The sequence below is a fragment of the Legionella sp. PC1000 genome, from assembly GCF_014109805.1.
Lineage (GTDB): Bacteria > Pseudomonadota > Gammaproteobacteria > Legionellales > Legionellaceae > Legionella > Legionella resiliens.
This window is the reverse complement of record NZ_CP059400.1, coordinates 962,231-989,196: the sequence shown is the minus strand read 5'-3', so window position 1 is coordinate 989,196 and position 26,966 is coordinate 962,231. Positions and strand designations below refer to the sequence as shown.

The window sequence follows — 26,966 nt, the reverse complement described above, 5'->3', positions numbered from 1 at the left end:
TGGAGCTGATCTCTTTTTAATCAATTATAAATATTAATATATAATTAATAATAGGGTGTTTTATCAAGGAGCCAGCTATGCCTGATGTTCGGATGAATAATGGAGAAGTACTTCCAATCAATTCAAATGATGAACTTCGTACACAAGATTTTGGAGGATGTACCGCAATTTATGCAAAAAATGACTCTATGTTTGGACTCTACCATCTACAAACAATTGCTGACCGGCCTGATAATACAAATAATGTTACCTATAAAGAATGGCTATTAAAATTAAAAGAGCTTTCTGGTGGGCAACCCATTTATTTTGAAATAGGCACACCTAAAAATAAAAAAGGGCTGGAGCATCATCCCTATTTAGGTATGGAGCGATATTTAAGGTCATTATGCGAAACATATGGGATTCAGATTGCAGAGATTAAGTTACTTGACATGAATGATGTTGAGTCCATTTCGGTTACCAAACAACAGATGACTTGCTTTTCTGAAAGAGGATACAAAGACGCAATTCCCACAATCCATGAATCCGACAGCCAAACTGATGAAGCAATGTTAGAAAAGCTTGAAGAAATGGATGCTATCAGCTCTATATTAGGCGATCCCAATATGGATTTGGATGGAACACTGAAAACAAAATATCAGGACGTATACGATCAATACTGGGGCCAATTATCCTCCCAAAGAGAAGAGCTGTTAATTAATCTACGGGGGATGATAAATTCAGATAATTCAAATGATCGTAATTCCTTTTTAGATGAATTATATAGGTCAATACGTTCTATGGATTTTGTTTCAATAAAGAGCATGACAAAACACTCATATTTTAAAGAGATTACTCATGATGAGCGGAGGGTTTATTACAGTGCTCTAGATTTAGCAACTAGAGCGAGCTCATTACAAAAAGAACTCAAGCCGCTTCCAGAAGAGCTCGAAAAGTATAATCCGTTAGATAATTCTGGTAGCACACCTTTTAAAAGCAAATACATGCAATTAAAAGAAGGAGGTAATACCAATACGGGTCCTGAGCAAAACTCTGAAACATGCACTATTTTGTAACTACTCTCTCCACCGCCACCGTATTTGTCTTTAAAGGAAGAAGGCCAGCAGAAAAAGATCACTTGCTAAAGATAAAATTTCCAAAGCTACCTCACTTTTTTTATTTCTGCTATTCTTCTTTTAAAATATAATAAATTTTCAAGGAAAGAATAATTATGAAACTATTACCCATTGCCGCTGTTCTATTGGCAACTTCCTCACTTAGCTTTGCTGCATCGATTTCTTCAATGAGTAAATCGGAAGTAACCGAAGCCTTAAGCGATAAGACTGTCACGACAATATCAGCCGCTACGCTCAACGATAAAGTACTTGCCAATAGTTTTACCGGCTATTTTAGTAAAGACGGTAAAATGATGGGAGGATTTGCGAAACAAACCGAGGGTGCCCCACAAAATGATAAAGGAACTTGGCTCGTAAAAGATGATGGTAGTATTTGCATGACGTGGGAGCACTGGTTTAATGGAAAGGAAGAATGTGTTTATTTTTATAAGCTTAATAACGGATTGCTGGTTGTAGGAACTGACCAGAATTTTGAGAGTGTCATCTTAAATTCTGGGATAAAATCAGGTAATCAAACCGCAACCAATCCTCAAAACCAATAAATAAATTATATTCTCTGATTGTCGTTTTGGCAGCAATCAGAGAATAAATTAACCATTGATCTCATCACGAAAAACCAAATACTTTCAGAATGGCTGGCCACCATGACCGGCTCAAAAATATGTAAGTTCCAACAATAATAAATACATTAACACAAACAAGTAAGCTACCCCCAATATACTGATATATTAGACTTAGGGATTGAGATTTACTTCGGGCAATCAGCCCAGCCACATACAAATTAGGGAGATAGAAGAAAAATGCCATAAACTGATCGAAGCATCCATGAAAATCCTTAGTATGCCCCCAACCATTAGTAAAAAAGAACCAGAATCCATAATCCATACGATAAAGCCAGGATGCAATAGCCAATGAAAAAAGCCTGAGTGCCCAGATATGATGGTTTGAAAACTCACCGCGTTTAGCAAAACGCAAGGTTTGGATAGCAGCAGTAATCATCAAAATGCCATAACCTGCAAAGCCAATATCCATCACCAAACCACCTATCGTTCCGTGAGCGAAAATAAAAGTCAAACCACCTATGCCAGCCAGCAGCGATGCAGCTATATATATCCTGCCTAATATACGATGAAACCAAGCAAATCTCTGGCGTACATAGTGAGATAATTGGATAAATCCCAAAATTAAGAGAATACCTCCTGCAACAAAGTGGAGCGAAATTCCGCCTGTTGGAAGCATCTCATTGGTCTCAAAGAGACCAGGCAGTTTTTGATTCCATTCAAGACCTCTTCCTGTAATCCCATTACCCAGATAAAAAATAAATATATAAAGACCGAATAAAGACAAACTAATCCACATAGTTATCCTAGTGGCCAATAAATTAAAACGCATCCAGCTTTGCAAATCAGCAGAATAAAATTGAAATGTTGAAATTTGGCTGATACCAGGTTTTCTCAATTGTATCTCTAAGGCAGGTAAATCATAAAAATACTGAATAATAATATCAAATACGCTCTATTACTAACAATAAAGCTCATTAATAGAATAAAATCTTTCATACTGTGAACAAACGCAGGCCGAGAACAGAGTTCCGAATTGAGTCCCAGTTTACAACCCAATGAGCTCGTCAAGCTTCTGGATTTTGATCTCTAACTGGCGACAAATTTCTTCTTGATCGGAAGCGCTAAACCATTTGCCATTTTTTTGCAGCATCATTAGCTTCTCATAAACTAAAGAGAGTAAAGGTAAATTCAAGTGGTGGGATCGTGCATGATCGATTATATGAAGCACAATATATTGAGACTCAATAGGTTTGCCCATTTTAAAATCATGATACATACTCGGATAATATCCTTGCAACGTTATTGTTCGTTGAATTAACCTTTCAATATTTTTTTCAATTTCTACTCCATCTGCTTTTGCAACGACACATACTTCATGCATTATCGCTTTAACAATGTTTTGATAATGCTTTTGGGTGGCAAGGACATCCACTGATGTGTTAAACACCAGAGAGAGACTGCTAAAAGAAGTATTCCATAATAGCTTGCTCCAGCGAAGAGCACGATGGTTTTCAAAAAGGTGTATTTTGGAACAAAGGGCATCGGAAAGATTAGCACATACGAGCTGTTGCCTTATATATTCACAAGAAGATTCATCACCCTTAGTAAAAGGAGCTAACTTTAATTCGCCAAGATCTTTTACTTTGATATATCCAGAATTTATTCGGGTAACGCCAATCGTAGTCACGCCACATACAATGGAATGATTTTTAATAAAAGCAGATACATACTCTTCATTACCAATGCCATTTTGCAAAAGAAGGATTTTGCTTTCTGGTTTAAGAGCAGGAGGAAGGAGTTTTTTCAATAAATGGTTTTCAGTTGTTTTCAATGCAATGATAATGATGTCGGACTTTGGAAGCTGTAACGAATCATTCTCAATTTGACTGGGCCTGATTTTTACAACATGACCATCAGGTAATTCAATCTCATAGTATTTTTTCTCTTGCAAAATTGTGAAATCAGAGCGTTCGAGATAGCAAACGTGGCATCCCGCAAGGGTAAACAATCCGCCATAAAATTTACCAACGGCTCCGGATCCAATTACTGTAACTGAGACCATTTAACTCCCTACCCCTAAATTATGGTAGCTCGAACATCCCTTGCATTATTCAAAATCATTGCCTCTGCGATAATAATTGCAAGCGCAGCTCCAGAGAGAATAAAAGCATTTGCATACAGGGGAGTAACCAATTGAAAATTACCCTGTGAAATCTCGTTCCATCCGTTGAAATGCTGCATCGCAGCGATTACTGCTCCAAAAAAAGCAAGCACGTTACCAAGATATCGAAGACAAAAAGATCGGAGATATGGAAGCAATAGAATGAGTCCAAGCAATCCAATCACTGTTCGTTGAACACGGCAGTAAGCACAGGGACTGACTATGGCAAACACATCCATACCCCAAGTTATCAAACTGATCAATAAACAAGTTAAAGCAAATATTTTTTTCACTGCTGGCAGATTCCTGGAAAAATATACTGGTGCAAAGCGATGCGGATATAATCAAATAGCTGATTGTTTATGTCAAGCTCAAATAAAAAGCGTTCCCCTCTCCTGCAGACGGGGGTATGAATTTAGAAACTATATTATACTTTTATACGAAATTTCTTCATTCGCATTCAGTTCTACCGATGTTTTTATAGCGACAAGTTCCTCTTTATATTGCTTAAAATTTCGAGCAACATCTTTTTTAGAACTATCCACTTCGGTGGGTCTATAAGACTCTGAAAATATTGAATCCTCTACATCGAAAATCTTTTTACCAACAAAATAATTAATTATTGCTTTCAGTTCATTTACCGTACCAGGAGCTACTTTCATTAAACTTTCATATTGAGTAACAACCTTAACAGCATCATTGATTAATTCTTGCTGTGCATCAAGGGATGAAGAATTTGGATTTTTCAAATCCTTGGCCAAAAGAGCTCTTAATTCTGCCTCCAGAAGAAATGCAGCTCTTCCTGCAAGGTGTTCTTGTTCATAGCCATATTTATAATCAAGATTTTTTACATTTTTATAAAATTGTTCTACTGCCTGATGAGCTTTTGATTTAGGCATATTAATTCCTTAATAGTATTTCTGTCATGTCCAATAAAAGATGAATTAACAAGTATATTGCACCTTTATTTTTTTCCAATAAAAACAAATCATCAACAAGTTAACACATAAGTATCTTCATGTTATTTTAAATATCTTTAATTCAGAAACTATCATGCAACGAATTACTACGGTTAAGAGAGGCATTCTCTTTTTAGCCCTGAGCCTATGCTATTCTGAGGCTGGTGCTGTTTCTGTTGTAAAGTCTCCTCACGGAGCACGCGCTCTTGAGTGCAAAGATATCAAGGTGCCTGATGCTAAAAAGATACAAATTAACAATACAGGAAATCTTTACAATTTCAAATTCGTGCTCCCTGCTTCATATCAAAATTTATATCCTACTGCTTATATTGTTCAAGATCTTGTTGATGATTTTTATAAGAGTGGAACAGTGAAACTCACCGTAACCCAAGATCCTCCGTCACAGCCTCTAGCTAAGACCAATTTCTACTTGAGGTACAACAATCACTTTTTAACAACCGTTTTGCCTTTAGAGAAGAAGTCCAACTCGTTTATGAGCGTAACTACATCCATATGATGAATCAATCCCATATCCTGCCTGGCAGTGTGAGTAAAGCGCGCTGGGACCATTTAAATTATTACGCGATATCCAATGGAAAAATGATTGCGAGCAAGAGTCCGCAGGCTGGTGCTACACCTAGGATGGATATTTTTCAATTACTTGGGAATGGGATGGCCGCGAAAATGTTGATGAGATGAAAAACTATGTAATACAGAACATTTTGACGCAAGCTTTTCAAGAGAGTTATATTCGATACGAACAATATATCTACAAAGTAGCTAATCCTTCATAAAAAAATTCAACGTCTGGATAAGTACGCATAGCCTGGGATGAACTATTACGCGGTCGTTCACCTGGGTTGTGCCATCCAAATAGAACTCCTTATTTAATCATTCAAATTTAAGCCATATCGAGTTAAGTCAGCTATTTATTTACCCCTTAAGGTTCTCTTAATGATGATTCTATATACTTGCGCCATTTTGTCTTAAATAAATGATCCTAAAAAATCGAGGTATTTTATGTTTGGAAAAAATGATTTTTTTGATGGCATCGACGAATTTGATTTCTTAGATTCTAATTTTGACGGCCTTGATGCTTTTGGAGAAAAAAGTACGTCAAGTCATTTAGAGAATCCAAAAGAAGAACTGAAACAAAATGATGACCCCCCCTATACCCCAAGTGATTTACTGAATTGGCCTCCTTTTGATCAATTTGATTTATTTCCAGTAATTGACTCGCAACCGTCGCCTCAGGTCGAACATCGCTCCAAAAAGAGAAAACTTAATGATATGGAGTTACAGGGTAGGATTGAATTCCTTGAAGAAAGACGGGGCGATCTCCAAGATGAAGAGAAAAAAGAATTAAAAAAAGCAAAAAATGCTTTAAATCAACGTCATGCGAGAGAACGAGCGAAACAAAAAAAAATTCGCCTGGAACAACAAGCTGAAGCGTTGAAGACGAGTATTTTGGAAACAAGTAAAACGATTAAAGAGCTTGAAGTAGAAAATAATTCTCTAAAACGAGAACTATCCTTTTTATCCGGTTTAGCTAAAACGGTTCAGCAAATTTGTAATCACTCATCCGTTGAAGACTATTTCTCCCGGAGTAATCCATTCGAAAATCCTTCTCTAACTCCTTCACCTGATGATATCAACGCCACTAACATTCCCTCGGACTTAATAACCATGGACAGTCAATTTCTCACCGAGGATACAAGTCATTATTTGCATACGGAGAATGAAAGAGCGCCTTATTTAGTACATTTTAATCAGGGCAAACTTTATAATTACAAAAATGAAGTAATTTTAGATAGCAGATTACTCTATGTCCTTGATAAAAATAATAATCTTTATGCCGTGCCTTCCAGCTATAATTGGAATCATTCCTGGTTTTTTGCGGGGCAGCCAGTAAAAGCTGCCGGTTTTATAGAAACAGATAACACCGGTGAAATTTCTTCAATTAGCAATGAAAGCGAGCACTACAAACCTACTATGCTGCAGATGTTGCCGGCATTGCGCTATTTTTCACAACAAATTAAACTGTCCCAATCTCCTGAAAAATCAACAGTTGTTTACGAAAGTCATGACAGGGCAAAGGAAGGTATTATTCTTACTTACCTACTCAAAGATATTGCACGATTAAATGGAGAATACGATATAAATAATGTTTTACATAAGCTTACAGCGATGGGCAGACAAAATACAAAAAAAACCAGCGTAGTAGCAAAAGAAATACAAGGATATGAAACTAAGATTAATGATGATAATTCAGAAGTAGCAGTGTCTCGTTATGGTTTAGGCCCGAATAGAACTTAATCGCTTCTGTACTCCATGGAAAATAAATATTATTTTTAAATTGACTTAAAATTAACTTATTCCAAACGAATCAACAAACCTGGATTACCTGTAATCCAGGTTTCTGCTTCACACTACATTTGGCCACGCATGCTAATTTTCTCCTCTTTTGCCTTAAACCGGATATAATCGCAACTTCATCCCCATTATTGTAAATGAAGTTCTCGTGCTATGTCGGAATACTGGAAGAAAACATCATTGTACTGAGCAGGCTCATTATGAAATTTTTTAAAAAGTTATATGTGCAGGTTATCGCGGGAATTATTATTGGTATTGTTCTGGGTATAGTTGCTCCAGCACTCGCTATCTCATTTAAACCCTTTGCGGATTTATTTGTCAAGCTAATAAAAATGATGATTACCCCCATCATTTTTTTAACCCTTGTTTCAGGTATTGCTGCAATGAGTGACTTAAAGACGGTAGGGAAGATTGGGGGTATATCATTGATTTATTTTGTGCTCACAACGCTTTGTGCCTTAACTTTGGGGCTGGTTGTTGCAAATATATTCCAGCCTGGTACCGGGATGAATATAGACCCATCCTCTTTAAATATATCTGAAGCACGATCATATCTTGGTAAAGCAGAGCAAATAAACAATGTTCAGGATTTTGTTCTAAATATTATTCCTGAAACATTTTTTAGTGCATTTATTCATGGGGAAATTCTGCAAGTGTTGTTTGTTGCAATCATATTTGCATTGGGTTTGATGTCTTATGGAAGCAAAGGAAAATTTATCTTGGAAGGCTTCGAGCATCTGGCAAAAATATTTTTTAATATAATCCATGCAATGATGCATTACGCTCCAATAGCAGCTTTTGCTGCGATGGCTTACACAGTTGGTCAATATGGCGCTCATTCTTTGCTTGAATTGACTGAATTACTGATTTGTTTTTATTTAACTTGCATTGCATTTATCGTGATCCTGCTCGGCAGCGTTCTCTATTTTGCTTTAGGCTTAAATGTATTTAAAGTAATCCAGTATTTAAAAACTGAAATTTTTATTGTTTTTGCTACCTCATCTTCTGAAACAGTCATGCCTAATTTACTGGAAAAATTAATTGACTTAGGGTGCGATAAATCAGTGGTCGATTTGGTGATACCAACAGGTTATTCTTTTAACCTGGATGGGACCGCAATTTATCTTACCCTTGCTGCTTTATTTATCGCACAGGCAACCAACTCTGATTTAACGCTTCATCAGCAAATCTTTTTATTGCTTATCATGATTATCAGTTCAAAAGGAGCGGCCGGTGTTACAGGCAGCGGTTTTATTATATTGGCCAGCTCCCTGGCGGCTATAGGCACGATCCCCGTTGCAGGGGTGGTTATAATTCTTGGAGTAGATCGCTTCATGTCTTCCGGAAGATCTTTAACCAATATGATTGGTAATGCCATTGCTGTATTGATTATTTCAAAATGGCAAAAATTGATTAACATGGAACGAGTTCACGAAAAGCTTGCTTAGAAAAACAATACGTGCAGCCCCGGCTGCAAGCAGCCCGGATTAAGTGAGAGTGCTTGTGGGTATTTCTGGATCGAGTGATTTTTGAGAAAACACCGCTGGTTTCGATAATCCAAAAAAGGTTCCGTTATAATCTGAACTCATCTTGACATGCTCTTTTCCTGTTTTCATTAATCCTAAGAAGGTGTCATAAGCAGCCTCAACATTGTTGAGCGAGGTTGCAACCTGAACACGAGCTACTTCAGAGCTTGATGCTTCATCTATTTTTGTCTGGCTTGTGCTTAAGTCAATTATGAGTGAGAGTTCCTCAAATGTTGCCATAGCTGGATTCAAAGCGATCATGGCTGATAAGCTGTCCCAAAATTGTAATTTACCATAAAATAATTCGGCTCCCATCTCTCGTAATAAGGACGCTAACATATCTTTGACCAATTTTAATGAGGGTAATGTTTCCTTATCCAATCGTGCATAAAACTCTCGTGTCATAGGCATTTGACGGGTAATATCGATTGGCACAAGCCTTATGGAAAGATTTTTTGTGGTAAACACAATTTCTGCGGCTTTTGGATCAGCGTAAATATTCCATTCTGCCTGGGTATTTTTTGTATTAGGAATCAGATCCGAAATATTTCCCGGTACTTTTACAGCGCCTCCCATAATAACTACTTTTTCAATTTTTTCTATGCAATCAGGATGAACAGATACCAGCTGAGCAATATTTGTTAAAGGGCCAGTAGCTACTATCGTTATTTTTTCATCACTGGACATTAACGTGTCATACATTAACTGAACTGCAGAATCAGTAACTTGAGAATCTGCAATGGTGGGCACATCGGTATTATTTAAAATAGTATTTGCTTCTTTATTAATATATTCGGGAAAGGGTGTACCATGATGATCCAAAGCAGCATTAATTCCGTATGCAACAGGAATTTTTGCTGTGGGTTTTAACATCCGACATACTCGCTCCATATTTTCGGCACCAATTTTGGTAGTCGACTCTCCATAGGCTACAGTGACAGCAACTACATCAGCATTTAGCAGCAATAAACATAATGCCATTATATCTTCATAGGCAGCATCACCATCATGTATTACTTTCATTACAAATCCTTATATTTTTAAATACGCTGTATGCTACGTTAAATTCATAAAAATTTCTGCATTTCCTCTACGGAACGAAATAATCCGTGGGGCTCCATTTTTCAAGCTACAAAGGTATGGTGTTCTTGCATTAACCTCAATTTTAAAAATTCTTTAGTATATTCAATAACACTTGCGTACAGGCATTGTCTATCTATATTTAAATGAGTTTTTGTTAAAAAAATACTCATCGATTCGATTTAGGTTTTTTGAACAAATATATTTTATCGTGAGGTTGAATTAATTAAAAAAACAAGATGTTGAGGGTGTTCGAGATCTTCAATGGGTTAGTTTATCCGCCATGTATTATTTTTATTGCAAATACTTATTATATTTTAAACATAGTGTATGGTATGTTTAATTCATAAAAATTTCTGCATCCAGATAGAACGAGCAAAATTTTGAAACAGGCTAAGGAGTAGCGTGTATGCCCAGACTAAATACGATTTACGGTTATTATGATCCCTTAAAATTTATTAAAAAAACTCACACTAAAGAGGATCTCATTAATGAAAAGGAACTCATTGGATATCTCAACAGTGCATATCGTCATGCTTTAAGGAAAATATTACTTGCAAACCCTGCTTCTTTCGCAGAAACATCACCTATATATAATCTTTGTATTGATGTCATATTAAGCAGCGATGACTTAACCCAGATCACCGTAAAGTGGATTGAAGATCAAATAAATAAAAGTAAGGAGCTCCATAAATTAAACCATTTAAAGTCATCCGACCCCAACTTTGAAAAATTCCAATTAATAAAGGCAGTCACCAAGGCACATCAAGCCAATATAGCTATTGATGAACATTTTGTTTCTTATGTAAACAGCACTCTGGCTCTTGAGGATCTATTAAATAAAGACTATCCATTTGGATTTTTTGCCTCTAAAAAGAGCGCGTCGGCAAATAAAGAGGCTATTGAGGCGCTTAAAAATGCTTTAAAAGAAAATCCAACGAATCTATTAGCCCATTTATCCACCTTACGTAAGGGTGAATTAGGCGGCGCTATTAGAGTCTTTGTAAAACAAGGTTTGGCAGATAAATTACTGAATGGCAAAACAGTTCATACGGTAAGCGATTTTATAACAGCATTACACGAACAAGTGAACCTTAACCAGCCCCGAACAGCTGGTGTGTCGTAGCCTTATTGCTTGCAACAAGAAGTTCCCTCCTCATCTTCCCTTCGGGACTGCAGGCATCTCCCTGGATCAGATCTGTGCTTGCGACCCATGGCTTCTCTGCGGGATCCAGTGTTTTTAGTACCGATCTTCTTAGACCCTGGTAATGAAGGACTTTATACCTAGTATTGGGCACTGTATGGAATACCTCTTATTTTTGCAATTGGTTGTTCTATCGTTTATCCCAATTTTGAGACCAACAACCAATCCATTAGGGAAATGGTTGTAGTTTTTTCACTGAAACCAGAAACTCTTAATATCTATTTTTCTTATTCCTGTTCTTGAGAATTGTGCTCTAAAAGATGCGACATAGAACGCATTTCCTGGGTCATTCCGTAGTGTCTTTTTAGAGAAATAAAAGTACTCCATCCCCACCAATTTGCGGTAAAGCGACGATCGTATGGATTGCTTATATCTTTTCGACGTAAAAGTTGTTTCGTACGCTCATCCCAATAAAATAAGGGTGAAATGTCCATGCTGTGCTCGTCTTTATTTTCATCTGCCTCAGGAATTGAGGCAAGGAGCAGATGGTAATCGTTGATTATTCCATAATGATAGGTGTTAAAAACATCATCGGCAGATTGCTGTAACACACGCGCCAGTTTATTTCTATTCTCTTCATTGGCGGGATTAAAATAAGAAAAATCACCATAGACAATCCAATGTTCCTGATTTTCATTATGCACATGTAATCCTTCTCTATTTTCTTCGTTGTGCATATAGCTTGCTAATAATGAGCCCAGTAGTGAAGGATAAACCTCTTGAGCAAGTTGTATACGCGGAGTACGCAGATGGCCGGCAGCAAAGTGATCCGACAAAAAATGACAGGCAAAAGCATCCATTGCATAGGCTAATTCCAAATCCTGTCTTAAACCCGTTTCCCGCGCTTTTAAAGCTTGCGACAATGCAGCTTGATGCCCGCTTAAATAAGCAATTTGTGCATTCGGGATGAAATGATCATAATTTTCCATAGCTAATTTCAAATAACGCCCCGGGAACACCCACCAATTCCAAGAGAGGCAGCCGCCCCCCGTAATGCAGTTAACTTGTCGACCTACTTCATTACCAATGCGTTGATAAATGACTTCTGGTGTCTCTCCGTGCTGCATGCCCGTTTGGATTGCCTGTAGTTCCTGCTCAATGACGTGAGTGAGTTGATTGACTTCATCTACAGCGCGAACCTCTTTAGCAAAGGAATAAAAGGTATTTAGAAATCGCTGGTGTCGTTCTTTGGGAGTTTTTCCTAAACTAATAGGCTGCCCAACAATACCGCATAAATCGCCCAGGCTTAAAATATTCCCATAGGTGAGCTTAAGGCCATTGCGTAAATGCAGCAAACCATTCGTTTCAGGCGATTTGGTTGGCTCAAATAAAAGCGCCACCTGTTGTCCTGCTGCTAAATGCTCGGATAGAGCAAAACCATGATCAAGCTGTTTTGAGTCTGAAGGCAAATGCCCTAAATAGGATGCCTCTTCCTGTTGTTCTGCCAAGTATTCTACTTCTGAAAAAGAAAATGGCGGAAGCTGCGCGGCATAACTATTTAATGAATACACCGCAATAAATGTCGAAAGGAATCTTAAAGTCTTTATGCCCCACCCTCTCGGTTTAAAAGGCTGCCAATCCATGAAGCGATGTCCTAATCATTTATAAGCACAGGGTGTTACTATAACTTTAAATTCCCATCATTTCCAAGCAGTTACCTCCTGGTTGCTTGCAACCAGGAAGTTCCTATCATTATCCCTATTTTTTCGTATCACCACTACTTGAATTATTTGGCGTTGCTTTTGGCATCTCTATAGTAGGTGCCTCAATTGTCGTTTTAGGTGCCTCTATAGTTGTACTTGGAGCCTCCTTAATTACTGCAGGAGCTGTAGGTGTTGTAGTGCCAAGACTCTCACGAAAGAAATAATATGCTGCAATAACGACAAGGATAACAATCACTACTATAGCAACTATTGCAACACTACTACTTGAATCATTTCTAGCCATTATAATCTCCCTATAGTTATAATCCGTAGCAATTCAAGTGTAAATTTATTGCTTAACCCTAATAAGTATAGAATAAAAAAACAAAGTGACTTTAGAACTTTCACAGCCCAAGAAGCCTGGTTGAAGGTCTGAAAGACCTGCGGTTCAAACCGAAACCGCAGTTTTTGCTGCTTGTTTCTTTAGGAGTTGGTCTCATCCTAAAATCCCCCGACAATTAGTATTGATTTCCTTCTCCTAATTAGCCTAGTAATATGAGCCATAAGAGTTTGAAAATGGGGTGGGATTAAATTTCCGTTCCTCTTGCGTTTTATCCTCTTCTCTTATTTGCTCCACTGCCTGAACAGATTTAGTTGAGTGTGTTTCTTCTTGAGATTGAACCGTTTGTGGTACTGGTTCTTGCTTGGGCATAAGCTGAAGTATTTTTTGTGTACTATCACTAGGAACAGTAACTTCATCCTGCGACTGAGATACTTTCGGTGAGTGTTTTTGATAGTTTATTCCGCGCCCACATCGTACTTTCTGCAAAGCTTCCCAGTTTTCTTCCCAGCCTGTAGCAAAGCCATATTTTTCTTTAAACCACCTCATCGCATGCTCTAATTGAAAATAGGGTTTGATGAGTGTCTCAGCAAGAATATGTCCATTTCCTTCATCTGGGCCCTTTGCAAAAAAAACTGTTGCTTTCCTTTCTTTTAAATCACCGGTTAAATCGATCGCAACCCACCCTCTCCATGGCCCCATATCACCTGTCTTAAACGCCGTTAGCGGTTTGCCATTTTCATCTACTTCAAGTTGAAAACCCAAACATTCTGCTACATATTTTAAATCACGGTGATCCGACACCGTCTCTTTTGCCCAAGGATCCTGCGTCATTCGAATTTGAGGATTAAAAGCATAGTTCAATGTTTCATCGTTCATCCAGGCTTGCACGAATAGCGCATAATCTTCAGCGGTAGTGGTTAAAGTATTTGCTGCGCATGGTTTTTTTCCAAAACTGCTGTGGTTCATATGTAAAGGGTCAAACACATATTTTTTAGCAAGCACTTCAAGATTTGCGGTATGCCCCCGTTTTGCTACTTCTTCAATAATTTGGGGTAAGTAGGGATTAAGCTCCTGAACATCAGTGAGCTTTTGTAGATTACAATTGAGTGCGTTTAAGTCTATGGTGCCGGATCTTCCTACCCCTGTAATATCAAAAATTGTATATCTAAGATTCGGAGGATTGATTGAAACATACAGTTTATTTTCTTCAAAAGAATCATTCTCTGGCATTAAAGCAAGTTGTGGTTCGTGCAGTTTTTCCATCACTTTTTGCAAATAAAACAAAGGAAGCCCTGAATATCTATAATATTCTTGTCCGGGTTCAAATTGATGATTCACCTCATTGGTCCAGTTATTTAAATCAAAACCGGTTTTATGAGCAAGAATCATGGCCGGCGTCAATGCATTAATACGTGCGATATCCTCTTCATTGATTTCTTCGTCCTTTTTCCATTTAAAACCATGTTGTTGACAAAAGTCCTTAAAGGGCAAAATGTCATTAAGCCTATTCATATCTAAAGAGAGCGTGCCAGTTTCTGCAAGTTTTAATACAAGATAAGCAAATACGGGTTTACTTAGTGATGCAGCGCCAAAGACCGTATCTTTATTCACGTCCCCATAGCCATGGGTTACAGGAGTGCCATTACCCAGCACGGTAGCCACACTTACTTGTTCTATATTGGCTTCCCTCCTAATCCATTCCACATCAGACTCTGTTCTTTTGGACTTAAAGGTCAATGAACTTAAACCTTCTACAAGTGAAGTGGCTAATTTAACAATTCTTGCTTTCATGCTGTTTCTCCTACGATGTTACTGTTCGATAAATCCATTATATCGAAATACAAATCGCCAATTGTATAAACTTTGTATATATTGAGTATGTTTAGACAGGCAATGGGGGATTTGTGGAATAATGAGCCCGCAGGACTACACTAATATTAAACCGCATAAAATGATAAACGATGAATATAAATATATTGTTGGTTGAGGATAACCTTAAGTTAGTCAAGTATTTAAAAAAAATGCTTACTGAAGAAGGGTATCATGTTGCTACAGAGTCTCGAGGAGATAGTGCTGCCTATCGTATCATTAGAGACCAGCCCGATTTAGTGATTCTTGACATCATGTTGCCAGGGATGAATGGTGAGCAAATTTGTGAAACAGTACGTGATGCGTATCGAGGTAAAATATTGATGTTAACTGCTTTGAACACAGAGCAAAATGAGGTAACCAGCCTTAAACTTGGTGCGGATGACTATGTCACGAAACCCGTTAAAGAAGAGATATTAAAAGCAAGAATTTCTGCGCTTTTAAGAAGACCCAGCTTAATTGCAGAATTTAAAAAAATTCAATTTGATAATTTAATTATTGATTTAATAAAAAAGAGTGTCCGTTATTGTGGAAACCCCATTGATTTAAGCCCAAGTGAATATGAGCTACTCGCTCTGTTAGCAAAGAATGCAGATACCGTTTTAAGCAGAGATAATATTGATTATGCATTACGTGGTCGGGAATACGATGGAGTGGATCGAAGTATTGACCTTAAGATATCACGATTAAGAAAGATATTAGGTGATGATCTGGAGAATCCTTATCGAATTAAAACGATTTATGGAAAAGGATATTTATTTTTATCGGATGCATGGAAAGATAAATGATAAAATTATACCTAAAAACAATTTGCGCTTCTTTATTGATATTATTTTTCATTCTTCTGGGTTTTTATCTCTCCTTTACTTACTCCATACGAGTAAGTTCCCAAAAAGTTCATGACATTTTAGGGATAGGCAATTTTTCAGTACTCGAACACCGATTACTTAAGTCAAATGAAGCGCAATTGAATATACCTATTTCGCGATCTCATGAGGAATTAAAAAAATTATTCCCACAAAACAATAATGCCGCCCAAGTGATGGCTATAAGCTCCCTACCCCTTACAGAAAAGGAAAAAGAACAATTGCTTGCAGGTGGTGTTGTTTATAAAGATGAACAAAATCTTATGTTTTTAACCTACAGTCTCCATGATGTCTATGCCTACAAGCGTCTGGGCAAGAGTCCTTATGTTTTGAAAATACAAGTAGGAACATCGATGAATGAGATCATTCAAAGTTCAACTTATCTGATGAGAATGCTCATTTTAAATTCGTTAAATGCTACCCCGATGAGCAAATGGAATGAAGCATTAGATACGCTCCAGCTACAGTATCAGATTCCTTTAGAACTCACATCAATTAACAGTACCCATATTGCTTATAAAACCAAAAATAAATTAATGAATGGTGAGGTAGATTATGACATTCCAACTGATGAGAACCCTATAACAACGATTTATTTTAAAATTCCTAATAGTGACAAAATAATACGCGTAGGCCCTTTAAACTACCCCTATTTTTCACTTCAATTATCAAAGATTCAAATATACTTTGTTATCACAACAACCTTTTTAGCTGTTTTTGCCGTGGCAGTTCTCACGTGGTTATTCAGCAGAAACAGCGCAAAAATACATAAATTAACGCAAGAGTACAGCCAAGGTCACTTTAATTATGAGGTGCACCTGAATCGCTTTTCAACTTTAAGAGGTGTCTATGAAAATGTTGTTGCTATGGGTAACAAAATAAATTTACTGATACAATCACAACAAAATATGGCACGATTTGTCGCACACGAAGTTCGTACTCCATTATACACCATACAATTGGCACTTGATTCTTTAAAGAAAATTAAAACTCAGTCCAGTGAAGAGCAAGAACATATTGAAAGCATCGAAGAAGATATCCAAGAATTAAACCGGTTGATTCATACGTTTTTACTCTATTCACAAAGTACGACCCATGAACTTAAAATAAATAAGGAACGACTTAATCTACGTAAATGGCTTGAAAATTTATTAAAAACGCATCAATCCTATGAAGTAAATGTGTTATTTAATTTCCAACAAAACGATAATGAATTGATATTTTTTGATCCGAAACTTTTATATCACGCAATAAATAATCTCATTAGTAATGCACTGAAACACGCCCGTAAAGAAATACTCATCAGTTTGGAATATCAAAATAAATCAGTGATTATTCGCGTAGAGGACGACGGCCCGGGTGTTCCTGAGCGGGATAGGGAAAAAATAGTAGAACCCTTTACAACATTAAATTCGACCGACACTGCAGGAAAACATATTGGGCTAGGTTTATCCATTACGAAATCCATATTGGGTTTACATGACGGAAAGCTTTCAATTAATGATTCGAAGACATTAAAAGGGGCGAGTTTTAGTATTATCTTGCCAAGAATAACTTGATTTGTATTATTAGTTAGACACAATGCTTAATTATAGGCCTCAGTCCAAAATCCATAAACGAGTCGTTCATCAACACTCGGCGCAAACCCTATTGATGTATTGACTAAGGGGAGATTGACCAAGACTTTAACATGGCTTTAGCAATGGATAGGGTATCTTTCTCTTGTGCTATGGGAGACGCATAGACAAATCTTAAATACTTGGGTGCCGTTTTGCGTTCGACCATAACAGCCAAGAGTTCATACCAAAAACCATCTACTGAATAAACGGCGATGACATAATATGCCTTTAAATTGCTGCCATCGGACGCTTTTATAGTTAATGGGCCCTCGTTTAAAAATTTAATGTTTTTATTGATGGATTGGGTAAAATCATTTTTCAGGTACGTTACATCAGGTTTTTCTTTAAATAATTCAATCACACTTTTGTACCTATCATCTAAGCTTGACACAAAAACCACCCAGGGTTTTTGAGGGATACCAAATTTTTGCACCCCTGAACTATCCAACCATTGTTTCCAGGCACTGGGATATTTAATCGTATATCGATTGCCTGGATCATAAAAAACCTGCTCTAGAGGGACATTATCCGTTGATAGCTCAGCGACTGACGAGGGCAGATTTGCTAATTCGGGTTTTACATATGAGGATTCGGGTTTAGTATTTACTTCACTTAAAGGAATGGTTCGTGTACACCAATCCAGGCAGGGCCTAAACGTTCCATTAGTGCATAATTTGCAGTCTAATAATTTTATAGTTCCTACATAATCATTTTTGATAGCAAAAATAAACGATTTTTTTTCTGAACATTGTACGCCCCACATCGCCCAGTTTGCTACTTCAAAATTAAGAAACTCTATTTTAACGATGTTACAAGGTATGTTCGTCGCACTAAATTGTTTATTAAAGAACGCTTTTCTATCCCCCTCAGAAGAACTTAACAAGTCCAGATTCGCTGCATTTGAATAGATATTGGATACAAATTGGGTTGCTGCTCTCGATATGGCTTCAAGCCCCTTTGGCGAAGCCTGATTTAAATTATTATTCGCTCCCACGCCGTAACTAAGAAAAAAAAATAATACCATCAAGAGCCATTTCATCATAATCATCTGATACCCATATAGAGATATAGAAAGTTTATGCAGTAAGTACCAATAAGTAAAATATAGAGAAACACCGGATCAAAATACTCAGGCAATTGCCAGGAACAATGAAAGGCAGCCTGGTTCCGGCCTTACATCTAAACTCAGGCGGCGCTTGCTTCATTAATGACGTTGAAAGAGATTTTATATGAGGAAACTCATCAATAAAATTGCCAGCTTTTTTTCTTAAACCATTGGAGATAGGTTATATACAGAGTGGTATAATTAAGTAATATATCATAAAGACTATAACAGGAGTTTGTGGTGAGTAAGGCTTTTACTAAAGAAGGTGATGAGTATACTGAACCAGAGCGTCCAGACTTAGGGTTACCCAGTGTCAAAAATTATATGACCCCTATTGGTTTTGCAATGCTGCAAACTGAATTACGTGATTTAGTTAGTAATGAACGGCCTGAGATTGTGAAGGTAGTAAGTTGGGCAGCGAGCAATGGTGATCGATCGGAAAATGGGGATTACATTTATGGAAAAAAACGTTTACGTGAAATTGATAGACGCATTCGCTATTTAACAAAACGATTGGAAAGCGCTGAAATAGTCGATCCGAAACTTCAGGTGGGTCTTACTCAAGTATTTTTTGGCGCCACTGTCCAATATATCAATGAAAATGGTGAATCCAATTCTGTCAAAATTGTAGGTCTTGATGAAGCAGATATTAATGCGGGAAAAATAAGCTGGGTTTCACCCTTGGCAAAAACATTGCTGAAAGCTAGAGTTGGTGAGACTAGGACCTTACGGGTTGGTGATGGAGAATGTAATTTAACAGTGACCAATATTTTTTACGAAGTATAGTTTCATGTTTAAATTCAAGTCATTGAACATGTCCGTTCCTAAATACGTTTTGTATTACGCATTTCGATGCGAAAGAGTTGCACATTGATTAATCACGTGGATTACAATAAAGAAAACGGATTACCTATTTGAATCAATGACTATAAATCAAGGAGATTGGCGCCTAGCCTGGTTGTTTGTAAACAGGATTTCCAATTTACATGTTTTCTTTAAGATAATGCCGAACCATCCCACAACTGGGAGTGGTTCGGTACCTAAGCGCTCGGAGCGTTCCATCTATCCAAAGTATGCAAGAAAATTAATCAAGTTAGGCCCTTTCATACTACCCCAGCCAGTTACAAGATCATAACCAGGTACTGCTGAAAAACTGCCGGACTGGCCGAAGATGATATCATGAAAAACAATACTATAAACGGATGATGCTCCAAGATAATAAAGAGTGTGGCTAATAAATCCAAGCGTCGTCTGGTGCGTGGCCAGTGTTTGTTGATTAGCCAGAGCTATATAGCCAGCCCACATAGGGGCCGCAAAACTAGTACCTCCCAAACGGTTTGCCGTACAATTTCGATTGGCGCACACATAAAAAGTAAAATTCGCATTGGCAGCTACATCTGGGCCATTGCGCAAAAATCTCGAACCATTATTGCTGGTATTTATCACTCCAGGAATAGTCTGCCATGGGGGGATTGGAACATTGTTTGGGGAAATACCGCCGCCGCTATGCGACCAGGCAGTTTCCGATTGCCAGGAACCGCCTGGACCAGTAGTAATTAAGTTGGTACCACCCACTGAGACAACATATGGAGAGTCTGCTGGCCATGCCGCCGCTCTGCCGCTCTGCGTCCAGGTAGAATCATCGCCCGATGCTACAAAAAAAGTTTGGCCCTGAGCCATCATTCTCACCCAGTACGGATTAAGGGTGTTTGGATCAGCAGGCGTCCATCCCCATGAACAGCCAATAGTAGTTGGTAGAGGATTATGCGATACCATAGAACTGAAAATTGCAGTATCGGTGGAGCCTATGTACATTACCAGGCTTGCAAGTCCAGGAGCCATACCAAGAGCTTGTGTCATATCAAGTGTTTGCTCGGTGTCATCACACGACGGATACACACAACTCGTTGGCGTACCGTCTGTGGAGAGCAAGATTATAGGAACCCTATTGATTTGACCAATGTTAGCGAAATATTGGTACAAATCAATCAGATCTGTACCAGCATACTCAAGCAACCCGAGATGTTGACCTGCGCCCGTCAGAGTCCCATTCACTCCATAGTAAGCGGCCCTCATGTCACTTCCTAAGAACGAGTTCAGAGGACCAGAACCCGTAATAGCCCAAGGTTCAACCAGCTCCTTATCTCTCTTCTTATACTGAGGATGAGGTATTGAATAGTTGTCCAAGCCAGAGATATGCCATAGAGGAAATGGCAAGTCCACTGTGGGCTCGCGATCTGGAGCATAAAATGTGCGGTTTTCTTTGTCGTCCTTGAACATCTGCATCGATATATTGAAGGTTTTCTCGATATTCGCTACAGAGCCCTCAATCTGAATGTCCATACCATCGCGGGAGCCTCCGACTACCTTAAAGCCGTGATCTTTGGCGAAATGAATTACAGTGTCATAGTCCTCCTGACTCGGACCAAATCTATCGGTAAACTCTGATACCGTTAGGAACTTCCGATAAAAGGGGCTTGCAGGGTTATAAAGTTCTTTTACAAAACTGTCTAATCCCTCCTGATCACGCAGTGGTAATACAATGTCGAGACGCAAAACTTTGGTCGCAAGCATAGGGCGCACATATGCCACACTTCCATTTGCAATTTCCGGGTATATATGGTGGGTTAGGAAATCTTGTGCCTGTACGACAGTACTCGCCCCATAGAGGGCTATCGTTAATCCTAGAGCTATAGAAAATCTTCGTAAAGTTGTCTCGCCCAAGTGTTTTTCTGATCGCTGCATAAATACCTCCCTGTTATTTATTTAATAGCTGGTACGATAGTAAATATCAGAAATGATAACGCACTCCTGTCTCTCCATTTGGCTCAGCGTCCCATACTCCAGAATATGAATACTGCCGCAGCATGCGCTTGAAATGGTTATGAGGCCAAGGACAATCTTTTCATCTCATCATCTTTAATATCAAATAATAAGCAAAAAGATCCGTTGTCATTATAAAAATCTTTACAATACCATTTTTAAATGTATTTCCCAAAGAAAAAATATCACTAAAATTTTTTTAGACCAAATGTATTTTACTTCGGAGTTTTCTATTCCTGAGCACCTAAAAACAAAAGTGATCCCAGCAAACAAGACTTTAGAAGGTGAAGTGCTTTCTCCTGAAGAAGCGCTTAGAGGTTATAATGCTTTGCTGTGAATTAAGCCCATATAGTGGAGCGTTATAGCTCTTGGGCAGTGATAGATTTTAAACATCTATATCGGTATAGTTGTGACTATTTTAAACATAATAAGGAGATGGTTGTGGGCATCAAAGTTACGATAAAACTTGATAATGCAAAAATTAGAATTTATTTGGAAAGCAATGACGCAACAATTAATGAAATTGAGAATTATTTAAAAAAGCAAGGTTATAAAAACATTGATGAATGCATGAACCTCGAAGCAAAGACCCGCGAAAAGAAGCCTTCGGGTTACAGCCTGGCAAGTTATTCGATGGCATATAACACGAATGGAACAGAGAGTAATAAAAAGCTTACAATTGAATCCTGGTTTAAAATTGCAAAGCACTTTACCGATGAAACTCTTGCTACAGCAATTGAGAATTTGGTAATGCCTGTGCTCCCTCCTGTTAATGAGGAGATAGTGCTTCCTAAACCTAACATGAAAGTATCCGATTTAAAAAGTCGACACTACATCACTGCATTTGAACAAGATAACACACTTTTAGATGATGTTTTAAAGTTGGTACAGCATTTTGAATCAGTGGTATTAGATGTTAGAAAACAAGCTGGGCTTGAACATGACACGATTCCTAGTGATGTGGATGTCGCGTTTGACCATATATCACCGGCCATTCATGCAAAAGGGTTAGCAGTATTTGGTTTAATGCCAAAACCATCCAACTTCCCGAGTAGTTTGCCAATGAGTTCATATACATTTTCCTTAAGTAACAAGTACTAAGATATATCGAACAATATTAGCCCTGGTTGTCCGCAGCCAGGTGGAAATATGAGGGAAAAATCGCAAAAAATGATCTGCTCAGCGAGGTAGCCTGTTGGTCAAATTAATCATAAATATCTCAGTTAAAGAATCAAAAACGATAAAAAAAATCCATCCAATTATGAAATTGTTCAAAAAGTAATCTATTATATAAAAAAATGATGTAACTTTGATGTGTGTTGTATGTCTTTCAATATGTCTTTTGATAATCGATCTAATGAATTCTATTCCCTGGATCAACTTGATGCTAATTCTAAAAAAATTATAATCGATATTATTAGCGGAGCTAAATCATCCCAATCTGATGCTGCGATTGTTGCACAAAATGGTAAAATTCTAGGTTCCGTGAACCAATTTTCTAGCGCATCCATATAAGCGCTCCGGCCAAATGTAAGAACCCGGAAAAAGCGGTCGTTGTTTTATCAAAACGAGAAAAAACACGCCGAAAGTGTTTGATTTTGGAGAAAAAAGCTTCAACTAAAAACCGCTCTTTGTACTGCTCTTTATCGATTTTTCTTGGGTTCTTCGCATTCTTTTTTGACGGAATGGTTGCAATACAGCCTTGACTCTCCAGTGTGTCAACAAGTGCCTGTGAATCATATCCTTTATCTGCAAGAACTATCGTGTCACGCTGCTCCTTCAATAGCTCTGCTGCTTGAGTAATATCGTTTCGATGTCCCCCGGTCAGGATAAACTTAATCGGATTCCCCAGTCCATCCACCAAAGCGTGAATTTTAGTGGTAAAACCTCCTTTACTGCGCCCCAATGCCTGAGCATCATTCCCTTCCTTGTCGTAACCAGATGCACACGCATGCGCGCGCACTATGGTGGCATCAATCATGACGGCTTGATCATCAACATCGCTAACTGAAGACATTAAGCCAGTCCAAATGCCGCGATCTGACCACATTTTATATCGCTTGTGAATTTTACGCCAATGTCCGTAATAGGGCGGGAGCAGGCGCCATTGACAGCCTGTACGTAATACATACCAGACTCCTTCCACAAAGCATCTTGTCTTCTCATTATTCTTAATGTGCAATCCTTTTACTCCTTGCAGAAAAGAATAAATTGTATCCCAGACTCGTTCTGATATATTATTATACATGTAGGCAGTTCCATTAGTGTTGTTAACGATCGCAATCGAATTTCACTATAAAAACTGCCTACTTTTCAAGTAATTAAAAAAATTGGTTCACGGAACCTAGGAGCGTATTTTTCAAGGCCGCACGTAGGATCAATTGAAGCCATGTCAGTGACCAAGTCAATCGTTAGCTTGGGCATTGGGATATTATATGACGCAAAACTGATTTCATTGGATGATCCGATTTTTCGGTTTTACCCAGAATGGAGGCAGGGGGAAAAAAAATTCATTACGGTTCAGCAATTACTAACACATACTTCTGGTATTCAGTCTGATCCAACAACCAAAGAGATTTATGCTTCTCCAGATTTTGTGCAACTCGCGTTAGCTGCAGAACTCAGTAACCATCCTGGAGAAGTATTTTTCTATAACAACAAGGCAATCAATTTATTAGCTGGCCTATTTAAAAAAATATCAGGTTTGCCAATGGATCACTTTATCGAAATCACCTTATTTCAACCCTTAGGAATTACTGATTATGCCTGGATGAAAGATTCTGCTGGCAATCCTCATGGTATGGCAGGACTGCAAATTAAAGCAGAAGATTTGCTTAAAATTGGTGAATTGATACTGAATAACGGCATTTGGAACGACAGGCGTATTATCAGCAAAGAATGGATTCAATTATCCATGAATCCAGAGCCACTCTCTAATCGCTTTGGCAGTGGAGTCACTTATATGTGCGGTTTGCTTTGGTGGGTAAAGATGCAACCAACGATGTATTTTGCTGAAGGATATCTAGGTCAATACCTTGTCATTATCCCTGAAAAAAATATTGTAGTAGTACGCCAGATGCAGGCATCAAAAAACATGCAAACAAATACGTTCCCTGACTTCTTTAACCTAGTGAGCCAATTGGCTGCTTAACTGAATCCAGGTAACTGCTCTGCATTTAGCTGTATGCCGGGGAAAAAAAGAGCTAGTTGAATTGCTTTAAGCAAAGGTGCTAAAACGGATATTGTGGATACTAGTATAAGACTCCGCTTGATTATGCAAATGCAAGAGGATTTACCGCAATCGCTGAAATGCTTACTAAGTTCCAAGAAGAACAGAAAAATGAAATTTCAGTGGTACCTGAACCAGTAAAATCTCAAGAGCAAATTAGTGTTGTTCAAAGTCAAATGGGCCTTTTTGATCATTCAAGAGAGAAAGTAAGCCCTACAGTAGTAACAGAAAAAAAGGTCACCATGGATATTTTCTAGAAGCCGATTGGGACGGTAGGATTTGAACCTATAACCCGACCACCCCACGCACGAGCCAGGCCCTTTGCTTAGCAAACCGCTGAGGTGCATCAAAGCTTATAGGGATTTCTTTTATTTACCTACCTATGAGTATAAAAATTGCAGCTACCAAAGCAACTACAGCGGTGATGGTGCTGGGAATTGCAACTCCAGGCGCCAAGATACCAAGAGCCACTATAATCAGGTAAACAGCGAGAAGAATAAAACCTATATTTTTGGTGAATTGCATCGTTTAATCCCTTATTAATTATGTTCCGAACAATAAACATCTAGAATGAACTTCTAATTACTCAGGATTAACTCTAAAGGGAATATACAATACCGTCAATATAAGATTAATTTAGTAAGATAAATGATAAAGTGAAATCCAGCAGTAGGTCATTTTCACCTGAGGTACCGTCAGTTTTTATAAGAGCCTCCAATAATTTTTTCGCCTACGTACCGCGCTTTATGCGCGGTATCCAGGGGAGCTTGCTTCAGAGAAACTCAGCAGTATATGACACAGGAAGGGCTTTGGGTGCTTGAGGAACAGATTATTGCGTGCCATCAAGATCAAGTTCTCCAAGAGGGTTATGGACCGGGTATAGGAGGTCATTAATGCTTCAAATGGTAATTAAATTCGCTTCGAGGCTATAAAACTCATAATGATGTCCACTGACTCATTGACTAAATGCTTTGACGTATCAATTACAATGTGCTTGCTTTCCCAAGGATCATAATCACGATCCAAAACAGCTTGCCATGTAGGCAGTTTATGACCTTCTATATCTGCAATGCGCTCTTCTACTCGACTTTGATGAACTTTTTCATCGGAGCAAATGAGTTCAATCTCAATAAAATCTGATTCAGTTTGTTTTGCCGCATCCTGCCAATCTTTACGCGTTATGGCAATCGGATTAACCGAGTCAGCCACAACATTTAAACCTAAGGCTAAATTCTCTCGAGCGATTGCATAACTGATTAAGTAACCCTCTGAACCGACTACCAATGAATCAGGATAGCCATCTAAGTTCATTAAAGTCTGCTCAATGGTATCTACTCTCAGATAGACTGCCTTTAAACGCTTGGCTATCATTTTAGAAATCGTCGTTTTGCCTGTTCCGGGCAACCCACCAAAAATAATTAACATCGCAAGATTACCTTTTATAAATGTTCGTAGAATTCCAACTCTACCCCTACGTCGCGCGGAAGCCGCAGGGCGTAGGCAGAGGTGGAGCCGCTTGTTTTTAAAAGCCCCACACTAGATTTTCTAAATCCTTCAAGCTTCTAACTTTATCCTGCCAATTAGGAATTCTTACCTGGATGTTCAAATTGCTATATTGGTGGAGCAGCATTAATGCAGTCAATTGATGACTTAACCTGTTTGTCAACTCATGCGGCAAGTAACCATAAGCCTTTAAAAATGTGTGCAGTAATTGCTTGTCGCCTTGTATAAGAAAAGCGCCAGGACCGAGCAAATCATACTCTGGCAAACCGAGCATTGCATCTCCAAAATCAATTAAACCACTAAGATGCCAAACGCCATCTACTTGCCCAACTAAAAAGTTCATCGGAGTATATTCCCCGGTTAAGAGAACTGGTTTTTTTATTTCCGGTAATGCCTCTTTGATTGAATCAAGGTAAGCAGGCAGCTGTTGCAGTAAAGCCGTTGAAAGTCCTTTAGCTCGATGTTGCTCTATGCAATGCGCTATTTGTTTTTCAAGAAATTGCGGCCAATGACAATCAATAGCCTCAAGTCCATGGATCGGTAAAGTATGCACTTCTCGAATGAGTGCTCCCAATTCATGAAGAATGACCTCTTTGTTGTTGTGAGCCATGTTTTCCCAAAGATTTTCTAAAAGCGTTCCCTCAATTTTACTGATGATAAGATAAGGCCAACCAAATAGCTCACCTTCATGCTCAAGTATAGGCGTTTTGATCGAAAGCTTTCCATGCACATGCTTCAATACCAATCGCTCACTTTTAAATTGGCTTTGATGAAACGGCGGAAAAATTTTAATAACTTTAGTATCCCCATATGAAAAGACAATATTTGTCCCTTCAGAAAAGAGCATTAATGATGCTTCTGGTAATTGGTGTCTATGGATAATCGCTCTAGCGAGGTCTTCTTCAATATACTGCTTAAGTTTTTCATAGTCTTCAAAGGTATGAATCGCTGCGAGTGTTTGATTTAAAGTTGTGGTATCCATCAA

Annotated in this window: 28 protein-coding genes; 14 read left to right on the top strand and 14 right to left on the bottom strand. The window is 38.2% G+C overall.

What is annotated here, in order from left to right:
• Positions 1 to 77 precede the first annotated feature (77 nt).
• Entirely contained in the window at positions 78 to 1,055 is a 978-nt protein-coding gene (locus tag FOLKNPGA_RS04385) for a hypothetical protein (protein ID WP_182351847.1), read from the top strand.
• Between the two features lie 155 nt (positions 1,056 to 1,210).
• Positions 1,211 to 1,657 carry a hypothetical protein gene (locus FOLKNPGA_RS04380; protein WP_182351846.1) on the top strand — a complete coding sequence of 149 codons (447 nt, stop codon included), beginning with the start codon at positions 1,211 to 1,213 and terminating at the stop codon, positions 1,655 to 1,657.
• Between the two features lie 64 nt (positions 1,658 to 1,721).
• Here the strand turns inward: FOLKNPGA_RS04380 and FOLKNPGA_RS04375 are convergent, their stop codons facing one another.
• From FOLKNPGA_RS04375 to FOLKNPGA_RS04360, 4 genes are all read right to left on the bottom strand, one after another.
• Positions 1,722 to 2,573, bottom strand: coding sequence for a DUF2306 domain-containing protein (locus FOLKNPGA_RS04375; RefSeq protein ID WP_220471051.1), 852 nt, complete (start codon positions 2,571 to 2,573; stop codon positions 1,722 to 1,724).
• Between the two features lie 150 nt (positions 2,574 to 2,723).
• The gene (locus tag FOLKNPGA_RS04370) at positions 2,724 to 3,740 is read right to left on the bottom strand and encodes a ketopantoate reductase family protein (protein WP_182351845.1); all 1,017 of its coding nucleotides are present in this window, start codon (positions 3,738 to 3,740) and stop codon (positions 2,724 to 2,726) included.
• Between the two features lie 14 nt (positions 3,741 to 3,754).
• A complete protein-coding gene (locus FOLKNPGA_RS04365; protein WP_220471050.1) occupies positions 3,755 to 4,132 on the bottom strand; it encodes a hypothetical protein in 378 nt (125 codons plus the stop codon).
• Positions 4,133 to 4,261: 129 nt separating this feature from the next.
• Positions 4,262 to 4,738: a hypothetical protein gene (locus tag FOLKNPGA_RS04360; RefSeq protein WP_182351844.1), complete on the bottom strand. Its 477-nt coding sequence runs from the start codon at positions 4,736 to 4,738 to the stop codon at positions 4,262 to 4,264.
• Positions 4,739 to 4,892: 154 nt separating this feature from the next.
• On the opposite strand from FOLKNPGA_RS04360, the gene FOLKNPGA_RS18850 reads away from it, so the two are divergent.
• The 3 genes from FOLKNPGA_RS18850 to dctA all read left to right on the top strand — a co-directional run bounded on the left by FOLKNPGA_RS18850 (position 4,893) and on the right by dctA (position 8,619).
• Entirely contained in the window at positions 4,893 to 5,315 is a 423-nt protein-coding gene (locus FOLKNPGA_RS18850; protein WP_255466051.1) for a hypothetical protein, read from the top strand.
• Positions 5,316 to 5,818: 503 nt separating this feature from the next.
• The gene (locus FOLKNPGA_RS04350; RefSeq protein WP_182351843.1) at positions 5,819 to 7,114 is read left to right on the top strand and encodes a bZIP transcription factor; all 1,296 of its coding nucleotides are present in this window, start codon (positions 5,819 to 5,821) and stop codon (positions 7,112 to 7,114) included.
• Positions 7,115 to 7,371: 257 nt separating this feature from the next.
• Positions 7,372 to 8,619, top strand: coding sequence for a C4-dicarboxylate transporter DctA (dctA, locus tag FOLKNPGA_RS04345; protein ID WP_182351842.1), 1,248 nt, complete (start codon positions 7,372 to 7,374; stop codon positions 8,617 to 8,619).
• Positions 8,620 to 8,658: 39 nt separating this feature from the next.
• On the opposite strand, the gene FOLKNPGA_RS04340 is transcribed toward dctA, so the two are convergent.
• Positions 8,659 to 9,720 (bottom strand): nucleoside hydrolase, encoded by a 1,062-nt coding sequence (locus tag FOLKNPGA_RS04340; RefSeq protein WP_182351841.1) that lies wholly within the window; start codon positions 9,718 to 9,720, stop codon positions 8,659 to 8,661.
• 466 nt (positions 9,721 to 10,186) lie between these two features.
• Between FOLKNPGA_RS04340 and FOLKNPGA_RS04335 the strand changes: the two genes are divergently transcribed.
• Entirely contained in the window at positions 10,187 to 10,903 is a 717-nt protein-coding gene (locus FOLKNPGA_RS04335; RefSeq protein ID WP_182351840.1) for a hypothetical protein, read from the top strand.
• A gap of 305 nt (positions 10,904 to 11,208) precedes the next feature.
• Here FOLKNPGA_RS04335 and FOLKNPGA_RS04330 read toward each other — a convergent pair whose 3' ends face one another.
• The 3 genes from FOLKNPGA_RS04330 to FOLKNPGA_RS04320 form a co-directional block, all read right to left on the bottom strand.
• Positions 11,209 to 12,564: a phospholipase gene (locus FOLKNPGA_RS04330; RefSeq protein ID WP_182351839.1), complete on the bottom strand. Its 1,356-nt coding sequence runs from the start codon at positions 12,562 to 12,564 to the stop codon at positions 11,209 to 11,211.
• Between the two features lie 115 nt (positions 12,565 to 12,679).
• Positions 12,680 to 12,928 (bottom strand): hypothetical protein, encoded by a 249-nt coding sequence (locus tag FOLKNPGA_RS04325; RefSeq protein WP_182351838.1) that lies wholly within the window; start codon positions 12,926 to 12,928, stop codon positions 12,680 to 12,682.
• A gap of 243 nt (positions 12,929 to 13,171) precedes the next feature.
• Complete coding sequence (locus FOLKNPGA_RS04320; RefSeq protein WP_182351837.1) at positions 13,172 to 14,758, bottom strand: serine hydrolase; 1,587 nt, start codon at positions 14,756 to 14,758, stop codon at positions 13,172 to 13,174.
• Positions 14,759 to 14,928: 170 nt separating this feature from the next.
• Between FOLKNPGA_RS04320 and FOLKNPGA_RS04315 the strand changes: the two genes are divergently transcribed.
• A complete protein-coding gene (locus FOLKNPGA_RS04315) occupies positions 14,929 to 15,624 on the top strand; it encodes a response regulator (RefSeq protein ID WP_182351836.1) in 696 nt (231 codons plus the stop codon).
• The gene (locus FOLKNPGA_RS04310; protein WP_182351835.1) at positions 15,621 to 17,261 is read left to right on the top strand and encodes an ATP-binding protein; all 1,641 of its coding nucleotides are present in this window, start codon (positions 15,621 to 15,623) and stop codon (positions 17,259 to 17,261) included. Before FOLKNPGA_RS04315 ends, FOLKNPGA_RS04310 begins: the two co-directional genes overlap by 4 nt.
• A 103-nt stretch (positions 17,262 to 17,364) precedes the next feature.
• On the opposite strand, the gene FOLKNPGA_RS04305 is transcribed toward FOLKNPGA_RS04310, so the two are convergent.
• Positions 17,365 to 18,363, bottom strand: a complete 999-nt coding sequence (locus FOLKNPGA_RS04305) for a hypothetical protein (RefSeq protein WP_182351834.1) — start codon at positions 18,361 to 18,363, stop codon at positions 17,365 to 17,367.
• Positions 18,364 to 18,666: 303 nt separating this feature from the next.
• On the opposite strand from FOLKNPGA_RS04305, the gene greB reads away from it, so the two are divergent.
• A complete protein-coding gene (gene greB, locus FOLKNPGA_RS04300) occupies positions 18,667 to 19,212 on the top strand; it encodes a transcription elongation factor GreB (protein WP_182351833.1) in 546 nt (181 codons plus the stop codon).
• Positions 19,213 to 19,488: 276 nt separating this feature from the next.
• Here greB and FOLKNPGA_RS04295 read toward each other — a convergent pair whose 3' ends face one another.
• On the bottom strand, positions 19,489 to 21,000 hold the full coding sequence (locus tag FOLKNPGA_RS04295) for a protease pro-enzyme activation domain-containing protein (protein ID WP_255466081.1): 1,512 nt from the start codon (positions 20,998 to 21,000) through the stop codon (positions 19,489 to 19,491).
• A gap of 690 nt (positions 21,001 to 21,690) precedes the next feature.
• Here FOLKNPGA_RS04295 and FOLKNPGA_RS04290 point away from each other — a divergent pair.
• Positions 21,691 to 22,350 carry a hypothetical protein gene (locus FOLKNPGA_RS04290; RefSeq protein ID WP_182351831.1) on the top strand — a complete coding sequence of 220 codons (660 nt, stop codon included), beginning with the start codon at positions 21,691 to 21,693 and terminating at the stop codon, positions 22,348 to 22,350.
• Positions 22,351 to 22,572: 222 nt separating this feature from the next.
• Positions 22,573 to 22,764, top strand: a complete 192-nt coding sequence (locus FOLKNPGA_RS04285; protein WP_182351830.1) for a hypothetical protein — start codon at positions 22,573 to 22,575, stop codon at positions 22,762 to 22,764.
• Here the strand turns inward: FOLKNPGA_RS04285 and FOLKNPGA_RS04280 are convergent.
• Positions 22,748 to 23,497 carry an IS5 family transposase gene (locus FOLKNPGA_RS04280; RefSeq protein WP_058441825.1) on the bottom strand — a complete coding sequence of 250 codons (750 nt, stop codon included), beginning with the start codon at positions 23,495 to 23,497 and terminating at the stop codon, positions 22,748 to 22,750. The genes FOLKNPGA_RS04285 and FOLKNPGA_RS04280 overlap by 17 nt on opposite strands.
• A gap of 141 nt (positions 23,498 to 23,638) precedes the next feature.
• On the opposite strand from FOLKNPGA_RS04280, the gene FOLKNPGA_RS04275 reads away from it, so the two are divergent.
• The 3 genes from FOLKNPGA_RS04275 (at position 23,639) to FOLKNPGA_RS04265 (ending at position 24,735) form a co-directional block, all read left to right on the top strand.
• Positions 23,639 to 24,400, top strand: coding sequence for a serine hydrolase (locus FOLKNPGA_RS04275; protein WP_182351829.1), 762 nt, complete (start codon positions 23,639 to 23,641; stop codon positions 24,398 to 24,400).
• A 4-nt stretch (positions 24,401 to 24,404) separates the two neighbouring features.
• Positions 24,405 to 24,470 carry an ankyrin repeat domain-containing protein gene (locus FOLKNPGA_RS19175; protein ID WP_182352752.1) on the top strand — a complete coding sequence of 22 codons (66 nt, stop codon included), beginning with the start codon at positions 24,405 to 24,407 and terminating at the stop codon, positions 24,468 to 24,470.
• Positions 24,471 to 24,558: 88 nt separating this feature from the next.
• On the top strand, positions 24,559 to 24,735 hold the full coding sequence (locus FOLKNPGA_RS04265) for a hypothetical protein (RefSeq protein WP_182351828.1): 177 nt from the start codon (positions 24,559 to 24,561) through the stop codon (positions 24,733 to 24,735).
• A 115-nt stretch (positions 24,736 to 24,850) separates the two neighbouring features.
• On the opposite strand, the gene FOLKNPGA_RS04260 is transcribed toward FOLKNPGA_RS04265, so the two are convergent.
• The 3 genes from FOLKNPGA_RS04260 to FOLKNPGA_RS04250 form a co-directional block, all read right to left on the bottom strand.
• Positions 24,851 to 25,003: a hypothetical protein gene (locus FOLKNPGA_RS04260; RefSeq protein ID WP_182351827.1), complete on the bottom strand. Its 153-nt coding sequence runs from the start codon at positions 25,001 to 25,003 to the stop codon at positions 24,851 to 24,853.
• Between the two features lie 384 nt (positions 25,004 to 25,387).
• Entirely contained in the window at positions 25,388 to 25,903 is a 516-nt protein-coding gene (locus FOLKNPGA_RS04255) for an AAA family ATPase (RefSeq protein WP_182351826.1), read from the bottom strand.
• A 97-nt stretch (positions 25,904 to 26,000) separates the two neighbouring features.
• Complete coding sequence (locus tag FOLKNPGA_RS04250; protein ID WP_182351825.1) at positions 26,001 to 26,963, bottom strand: phosphotransferase family protein; 963 nt, start codon at positions 26,961 to 26,963, stop codon at positions 26,001 to 26,003.
• Positions 26,964 to 26,966 lie beyond the last annotated feature (3 nt).